11 protein-coding genes are annotated in these 7,506 nt (G+C 53.1%); all 11 read left to right on the top strand.

The window, feature by feature from the left end:
* Positions 1–9 precede the first annotated feature (9 nt).
* Positions 10–897 (top strand): hypothetical protein, encoded by an 888-nt coding sequence (locus ACTHS3_RS09280; RefSeq protein WP_070587951.1) that lies wholly within the window; start codon positions 10–12, stop codon positions 895–897.
* A gap of 222 nt (positions 898–1,119) precedes the next feature.
* The gene (locus ACTHS3_RS09275; protein ID WP_049323595.1) at positions 1,120–1,920 is read left to right on the top strand and encodes an ABC transporter ATP-binding protein; all 801 of its coding nucleotides are present in this window, start codon (positions 1,120–1,122) and stop codon (positions 1,918–1,920) included.
* 65 nt (positions 1,921–1,985) lie between these two features.
* A complete protein-coding gene (gene mlaE / locus ACTHS3_RS09270; RefSeq protein ID WP_003683792.1) occupies positions 1,986–2,762 on the top strand; it encodes a lipid asymmetry maintenance ABC transporter permease subunit MlaE in 777 nt (258 codons plus the stop codon).
* A 49-nt stretch (positions 2,763–2,811) separates the two neighbouring features.
* Complete coding sequence (mlaD, locus tag ACTHS3_RS09265; protein ID WP_049329454.1) at positions 2,812–3,306, top strand: outer membrane lipid asymmetry maintenance protein MlaD; 495 nt, start codon at positions 2,812–2,814, stop codon at positions 3,304–3,306.
* Positions 3,307–3,338: 32 nt separating this feature from the next.
* Positions 3,339–3,929 (top strand): MlaC/ttg2D family ABC transporter substrate-binding protein, encoded by a 591-nt coding sequence (locus ACTHS3_RS09260; protein WP_003681817.1) that lies wholly within the window; start codon positions 3,339–3,341, stop codon positions 3,927–3,929.
* 63 nt (positions 3,930–3,992) lie between these two features.
* On the top strand, positions 3,993–4,271 hold the full coding sequence (locus ACTHS3_RS09255) for an STAS domain-containing protein (protein ID WP_036493932.1): 279 nt from the start codon (positions 3,993–3,995) through the stop codon (positions 4,269–4,271).
* Positions 4,268–5,095 carry an MlaA family lipoprotein gene (locus ACTHS3_RS09250; protein ID WP_440367785.1) on the top strand — a complete coding sequence of 276 codons (828 nt, stop codon included), beginning with the start codon at positions 4,268–4,270 and terminating at the stop codon, positions 5,093–5,095. Before ACTHS3_RS09255 ends, ACTHS3_RS09250 begins: the two co-directional genes overlap by 4 nt.
* 114 nt (positions 5,096–5,209) lie before the next feature.
* Positions 5,210–5,572 (top strand): hypothetical protein, encoded by a 363-nt coding sequence (locus tag ACTHS3_RS09245; RefSeq protein ID WP_003681812.1) that lies wholly within the window; start codon positions 5,210–5,212, stop codon positions 5,570–5,572.
* Positions 5,572–5,955 (top strand): acyl-CoA thioesterase, encoded by a 384-nt coding sequence (locus ACTHS3_RS09240; protein WP_440367783.1) that lies wholly within the window; start codon positions 5,572–5,574, stop codon positions 5,953–5,955. Before ACTHS3_RS09245 ends, ACTHS3_RS09240 begins: the two co-directional genes overlap by 1 nt.
* Positions 5,952–6,440: a peroxiredoxin family protein gene (locus ACTHS3_RS09235; protein ID WP_101755758.1), complete on the top strand. Its 489-nt coding sequence runs from the start codon at positions 5,952–5,954 to the stop codon at positions 6,438–6,440. The genes ACTHS3_RS09240 and ACTHS3_RS09235 overlap by 4 nt, the downstream gene beginning before the upstream one ends.
* A gap of 143 nt (positions 6,441–6,583) precedes the next feature.
* A partial coding sequence (gene obgE, locus ACTHS3_RS09230; protein ID WP_440367781.1) for a GTPase ObgE occupies positions 6,584–7,506 on the top strand: 923 nt, incomplete at its 3' end.

Genomic DNA, 7,506 nt, shown 5'->3' with positions numbered 1-7,506 from the left:
CCTAAAAACATGAAACCCAACCGCCTTTTGCCCCTCGTCCTCTTATTGACCGCCCTCTCCGCCCATGCCAAAGATTTCATCATCTACGACCGCATGGACTATGTCGGCAAACCTGACCTGACTGCCGACAAACTCTCCAAAGTGTTCTTGGTTTACGAAAGCGAGCTGGTCAAACCCGATCCGACGGGCAAACGCAAACACGGCGTACTCAACGAAGCGCGCATTCGTGAATTGGCCAAACAATCGCGCCGCGAAGGCTACCGCACCATTTCCACCGACATCGAAAGCTGGTTTGCCGAAAAAGACGGCCAGCTGCTGACCCCCGACGAATTAAGAACCGACTTTGCGCGGATGTACCAAATCTTCAGAGAAGAAAACCCGCGCGCCTTCATCAGCAACTACGGCATGCCCTCCGAACATTTGCACGGCATCCGCCACTACCGCCCCAACGTTGACAACGAAGCCATCTTGGCCAAATGGCGGCAAGTCAGCAAACGTCGTGCGCCCACCGCCGCCATCAGCGACTATGCCAATCCTGTGTTCTACATCACTTCCCCCGATTTGGTGCAATGGGAAAAAGACGTGAAAACCGCCGTTGACGACATCCACCAACGCTTTCCCAACAAAAAAATCATCGGCTACATCTGGCCGCAATATTATTCGGCCACCAACAGCCCTTATTTCAAGCAATTCATCAACCCCGTCCGCTGGCGCAAAATGCTCGAAATCAGCAAAAAATACACCGACGGAGTGATTATCTGGTCGGACAAGCGCGATGAAAACAACCAAATCGTGCGCTGGAACGATCCGCGCATCCAAGCCACAATGAAAGCAACTCAAGCCTTCATCAATGCCAATGCCAAAGAAATCAAGGTGGAAGGTTTGCAGAAATATTAAAAACAAGGCGGGTATGTTTGCCCGCCTCTTTATATACCTACACAGCTGTCTGTATGTTTGACACAACACGCGACAAAACGACCGCACCACCAACGCTTCTGCATTCTTTCACACGTTTTTACCCGTTATTCCTAAGCGCAGGCCGTCTGAAAATTGCCCGAATATCCAATACCCTTTACAATACCCGTAATTAAAATACATTTTTCGACACCTCTCTCCTGCATGAGTTCCACACCCTTCATCGAAATGAAAGACGTTGCCTTCGCATATGGCGACCGTCCTATTCTGAACAACATCAACTTCAGCATTCCACAAGGCAATTTCGCCGCCGTAATGGGTGGTTCGGGTAGCGGTAAAACCACGCTGATGCGCCTGATTACGGGTCAAATCCACCCGCAATCGGGTAAAGTGCTGATTGAAGGGCGTGATTTGGCCGCATTTTCAGCGCAGGAGCTGTACGAACACCGCCGCCGCATGGGCGTTTTGTTCCAACACGGCGCATTGTTCACCGACTTATCCGTCTTCGACAACATCGCCTTCCCCATGCGCGAACTGACGGATTTGCCCGAAGCGGTCATCCGCGATTTGGTGGTGTTGAAACTGAATGCAGTCGGTTTGCGCGGTGTTGAAAACCTGATGCCTTCCGAGCTTTCCGGCGGTATGTCGCGCCGCGTTGCCCTCGCGCGTACGATTGCGCTCGACCCTGAAATCATGTTGTACGACGAGCCTTTCACCGGCCTCGACCCGATTTCACTGGGCGTCATCGCCCACCTCATCAGCCGCGCCAACAAAGCCCTGCGCTCCACCAGCGTAATGGTAACGCACGACATCGAAAAATCACTGGAAATCGTCGATCAAGTCATTTTCCTGGCACACGGCGAAATCATGTTCTCCGGATCGCCCGAAGAAATGCGCGAACTCGACTCGCCTTGGGTACGCCAGTTTGTCGGCGGTTTGGCAGACGGCCCCGTCGCCTACCGCTATCCGGCGCAAACGACTTTAAAACAAGACTTGCTGGGCTGATGTTCAGACGGCCTGAAACTTAAACAAGGCCGTCTGAAAACCATTTAACCAATCAACTGAAACCTATGAATTTTATCCGTTCCGTCGGGGCAAAAACCCTCGGCTTCATCCAATCGCTGGGCAGCATTACGCTGTTTTTCCTGCAGATCCTGGCCAAATCAGGTACGGCGTTTGCCCGCCCGCGCCTGAGCATCCGCCAGGTTTACTTTGCAGGCGTGTTGTCTGTCCTGATTGTTGCCGTCTCCGGCCTGTTTGTCGGCATGGTATTGGGCTTGCAAGGCTATACGCAGCTGGCAAAATTCAAATCCGCCGATATTTTGGGCTATATGGTTGCCGCTTCCCTGTTGCGCGAATTAGGTCCCGTATTGGCGGCGATTCTGTTTGCCAGCAGCGCGGGCGGTGCCATGACCAGCGAAATCGGCTTAATGAAAACCACTGAGCAGCTTGAAGCAATGAACGTGATGGCGGTCGACCCTGTGGCACGCGTGGTTGCGCCGCGCTTTTGGGCGGGTGTGTTTTCCATGCCTTTGTTGGCATCAATTTTCAATGTTGCCGGCATTTACGGCGCGTATTTGGTCGGCGTCGAATGGCTGGGTTTGGATGGCGGTATTTTCTGGTCGCAAATGCAAAACAACATTACCTTCCATTACGACGTACTCAACGGCTTAATCAAATCCGCCGCCTTCGGTGTAGCCGTTACGCTGATCGCCGTACATCAGGGCTTCCACTGCGTACCGACTTCCGAAGGTATTTTGCGCGCCAGTACACGCACCGTAGTGTCTTCCGCCCTGACTATCCTCGCCGTCGACTTCATGTTGACCGCATGGATGTTTACCGACTAAAGGCCGTCTGAAACGACACTTAAAAAGAATGAAACAAGGACAATAGCACATGAAAAAAAATGCTTTGGAATTTTGGGTAGGACTGTTTGTCTTACTGGGCGCAGCCGCTATCGGCTTTCTCGCCTTCCGTGCCGCCGGCGGACAATCGTTCGGCAAATCATCACAAACCTACACCGTCTATGCCGATTTCAGCGACATCGGCGGCTTGAAAACCAACGCCCCGGTCAAATCCGCAGGCGTACTGGTGGGCCGCGTTGCATCCATTCAGCTCGACCCTAAATCCTATCAGGCAAAAGTTGCCCTCAATCTGGACAGTCAATATCAGTTCAGCAGCGACGTTTCCGCACAAATCCTGACTTCAGGCTTGTTGGGCGAACAATACATCGGCCTGCAACAAGGCGGCGATACTGATTCTTTGGCGGCAGGCGACACCATTACCGTCACCAGCTCCGCCATGGTTTTGGAAAACCTTATCGGCAAATTCATGACCAGCTTTGCCGAAAAAAACGCAGACAGTGAATCTGCCGGTCAAAACAAACAATAAACACATATCAACCCAATATTCAGGACACTCCCATGAAAAAAACTTCCTTCATCAGCGCATTGAGCATCGGCGTATTGAGCATCAGCATGGCATTTGCCTCTCCTGCCGACGCAGTCAACCAAGTCCGTGAAAACTCCGTTCAAGTGCTGAAAATCCTCAACAGCGGCGATGCCAACACTGCACGCCAAAAAGCTGAAGCCTACGCCATCCCTTACTTCGACTTCCAACGCATGACAGCTTTGGCCGTCGGCAACCCATGGCGTACTGCAACTGACGCACAAAAACAAGCGTTGACTAAAGAGTTCCAAACCCTGCTGATCCGCACCTACTCCGGCACCATGCTGAAATTCAAAAACGCCAAGGTCAACATCAAAGACAACCCGGTCGTAAACAAAGGCGGTAAAGAAATCGTCGTCCGCGCCGAAATCAACGTTTCCGGCCAAAAACCGGTCAACATGGACTTCACCACCTACCAAAGCGGCAGCAAATACCGCGCATATAATGTCGCAGTAGAAGGCGCAAGCTTGGTTACCGTATACCGCAACCAATTCGGCGAAACCATCAAAGCCAAAGGCATCGACGGCCTGATTGCCGATTTGAAAGCCAAAAACGGCGGTAAATAATCCACCCCCGCACCATGCCGCCTGATGTTCAGACGGCATGGTGCCTTACATCATAAAGACACCATGCAAACAGAAATCCGCAACGGCACGCTCTACATCAGCGGCGACGTTACCGTCAAAACCCTGACTGCCTCCGCCTTTGCGCGCTACGAACAACAATGCCGTCTGAAAGAAACAGACAGCATAGACTTCAGCCAAGTAGGCAAAGCAGATTCCGCCTGCGTTTCCCTGCTGCTCAACGCTCTGCGCCGGACAGACAAAAAACCGACCATTCAAAACATTCCCGATTCCGTCCGCGCACTGGCCGAACTTTACGAAATCAAAGACTGGTTGCAATCATGAAAAAAACCACCGCTTCCCTCTGCCTCCTCATCAGCCTTGCCTCTGCTCCCGCACTTGCCGAACGCAATCCGGCCGACCCTTACGAAGGCTACAACCGTACCGTTTCCAAGTTCAACGACAAAGCAGACAAATACGTCCTTTCTCCTGTCGCACGCGGTTATCGCAAAGTAACGCCCAAACCGGTGCGTACCGGTGTAAGCAACTTCTTCAACAACCTGCGCGATGTCGTCAGCTTTGGCAGCAACGTTCTGCGCCTTGACGTCAAACGCGCTAGCGAAGACCTCGTCCGCGTCGGCATCAACACCACCTTCGGCCTGGGCGGTTTAATCGACATAGCCGGTGCAGGCGGCGTACCCAGCAATAAAAACACCCTCGGCGACACCTTCGCCTCATGGGGCTGGAAAAACAGCAACTACTTCGTCGTCCCCCTACTCGGCCCGTCTACCGTACGCGATACCGTCGGCAACGCCGTCACCACTTTCTATCCGGTTAAAAACGCCGTCTTCCACACCAGAGCAGGACGCTGGGGCACAACCGGCCTGCAAGCCATCAACACCCGTAAAGAACTGCTCGACCTGACCGACAGCCTCGAAGGCGCAGCCATCGACAAATACAGCTACACACGCGACCTTTACATGAAAGTCCGCACCCAACAAACCGGCGGCACGCTCCCTCAAAGCGAAGACGACAACATCGACATTGATGACTTAGTGGACAGCAATGCCACTTCCGAACCGGTAACAGCCCCTCAAACCGCTCCGGCAGAAATTCCCAATACAGCCAATCCCCAAACCCTGTATCAAACACCATCAGAAAACCTCTGATTGTTCCCAAAAATAAAGGCCGTCTGAAATTCAGACGGCCTTTATCCCCCAAAAGATAGCCAGTCCACCACCTTTGCTATATCATTCAACTATACAGAAACCAAGGAAAACACCATGTACGAAGTCAACCGCAGCGTCTTCCTGCTCATCCCCCTCGATCCTTTTTGGAACTGGCTGAAATCCCTGCCCGGCAATCACCTAGACGGCCTAACGCTTGAAGATATCCAAGCCGATGCCAATTCCTACCTCGTTCGCCCGTGCGAAACCGCCGACGAAGTATGGGACGAAATCGAAGCGCGCTTTGAAGACATTTTTGCTGCTGAATTGGCCGACTGGTGCGAAGACGAAAGCGAATGGCCGGATTTGGACGCCGACATTTTCAACGAATGGTTCGACATCCAACTCTCCACCGTGATTACCGACCTCGAACACGAACCAATCGCACGCGAAGAGTTCCAACCCATCAATCTCAACTGATGAAACTGACCGTCCGCAACTACCACCTCGACGGCTACGGCCACGTCAACAATGCGCGCTATCTCGAATTTCTCGAAGAAGCACGCTGGACGTTTTTTCAAGAGCATGACCTTCTGTCCGAACTCGAAGGCATCATGCTCGTTGTTGCACGCGTCGATATCCGCTATCGCCGCCCGTCGCTTGAAGGCGATGTTTTAACCTTCACAGGCCGTCTGAAAGACATCGGCACACGCCACATCATCCTCAGCCAAACCGCAACCCTGCCCAACGGCAAAGCTGCCATCGAAGCCGAAGTTACCCTTATGCCCGTCAGCAGCGAAAGCGGCCACAGCATCAGCGTTCCCCAAACCTTAGCATACGCAATTCAAAACCTCGAATCATGAAAAAAATACTCACACTCCTTGTCATTGCCACGATTGGCGCGCTTCTTACCTTCGTCCTTATCCCCAGCAACAAAGCCGCCCCTGATTTCGCCCTGCCCGACCTGCAAGGCAAAACCATTACCAACGCCGATTTGAAAGACAAAGTTACCCTCATTAACTTCTGGTTTCCCTCCTGCCCCGGCTGCGTGAGCGAGATGCCTAAAATCATCAAAACCGCCCAAGACTATCAAGGCAAAAATTTCCAAGTCCTCGGCATTGCCCAGCCCATCGATCCTATCGAAAGCGTCCATCAGTACGTCAAAGAATACGGCCTTCCCTTCACCGTCATGTACGATGCCGACAAAACTGCCGCAAAAGCCTTTGGTACACAGGTTTACCCGACTTCCGTCCTGATCGACAAAAACGGCAACATCCTTAAAACCTACGTTGGCGAACCCAATTTCACCCAACTCTACCAAGAAATCGACCAAGCCCTCGCCCAATAAATCCAAGGCCGTCTGAAACCATATTTCAGACGGCCTAAAACCGAAATATCCTTTATAATAAGCAACATTTTATCCGTTCAGATACCAAGCTCCTCTATTAACAAAGGCCGTCTGAAACAACCGAATACCCATAAGAGAACATCATGAAATTTATCGACGAAGCAAAAATCGAAGTCGCCGCAGGCAAAGGCGGTAATGGCGCAACCAGTTTCCGCCGCGAAAAATTCGTACCCCGCGGCGGCCCTGACGGCGGCGACGGCGGCAAAGGCGGCAGCGTTTGGGCAGAAGCCGACGAAAACACCAACACCCTCGTCGAATACCGCTTCGTCAAACGCTACCAAGCCAAAAACGGCGAAAAAGGCCACGGCTCCGACCGCTATGGCGCAGGTGCGGACGACATCGTCCTCAAAATGCCCGTCGGCACCCTTATCCGCGACCTCGATACAGACGAAATCGTTGCCGACCTCACTCACCACGGCCAGCGCGTCTGCCTCGCCAAAGGCGGCAAAGGCGGCTTGGGCAACATCCACTTCAAATCCTCCGTCAACCGCGCGCCCAAACAATCCACGCCCGGCGAAGAAGGCGAAACCCGTTCCCTGCAACTCGAGCTTAAAGTCCTCGCCGACGTCGGCTTGTTAGGCATGCCCAACGCCGGTAAATCCACCCTGATTACCGCCGTATCCGCCGCACGCCCCAAAATCGCCAACTACCCCTTTACCACCCTGCATCCGAATTTAGGCGTCGTGCGCATCGACGAAAACCACAGCTTTGTCATGGCCGATATCCCCGGCCTGATTGAAGGCGCGGCAGAAGGTGCAGGCCTCGGCCACCGCTTTCTCAAACACCTATCGCGCACCGGCCTGCTGTTGCACGTCGTCGATTTGGCGCCCTTCGACGAAACCGTCAACCCTGCTGAAGAAGCCCTAGCCATCATCAACGAATTGCGCAAATACGATGAAGAACTTTACGGCAAACCGCGCTGGCTGGTGCTGAACAAACTCGACATGCTCGACGAAGAAGAAGCCCAAGCACGCACCGCCTCCTTCCTCGAAGCCATCGGCTGGGA

The sequence above is a fragment of the Neisseria sp. P0009.S007 genome (assembly GCF_051962515.1).
This window is presented reverse-complemented; position numbering and strand designations above follow the sequence as displayed.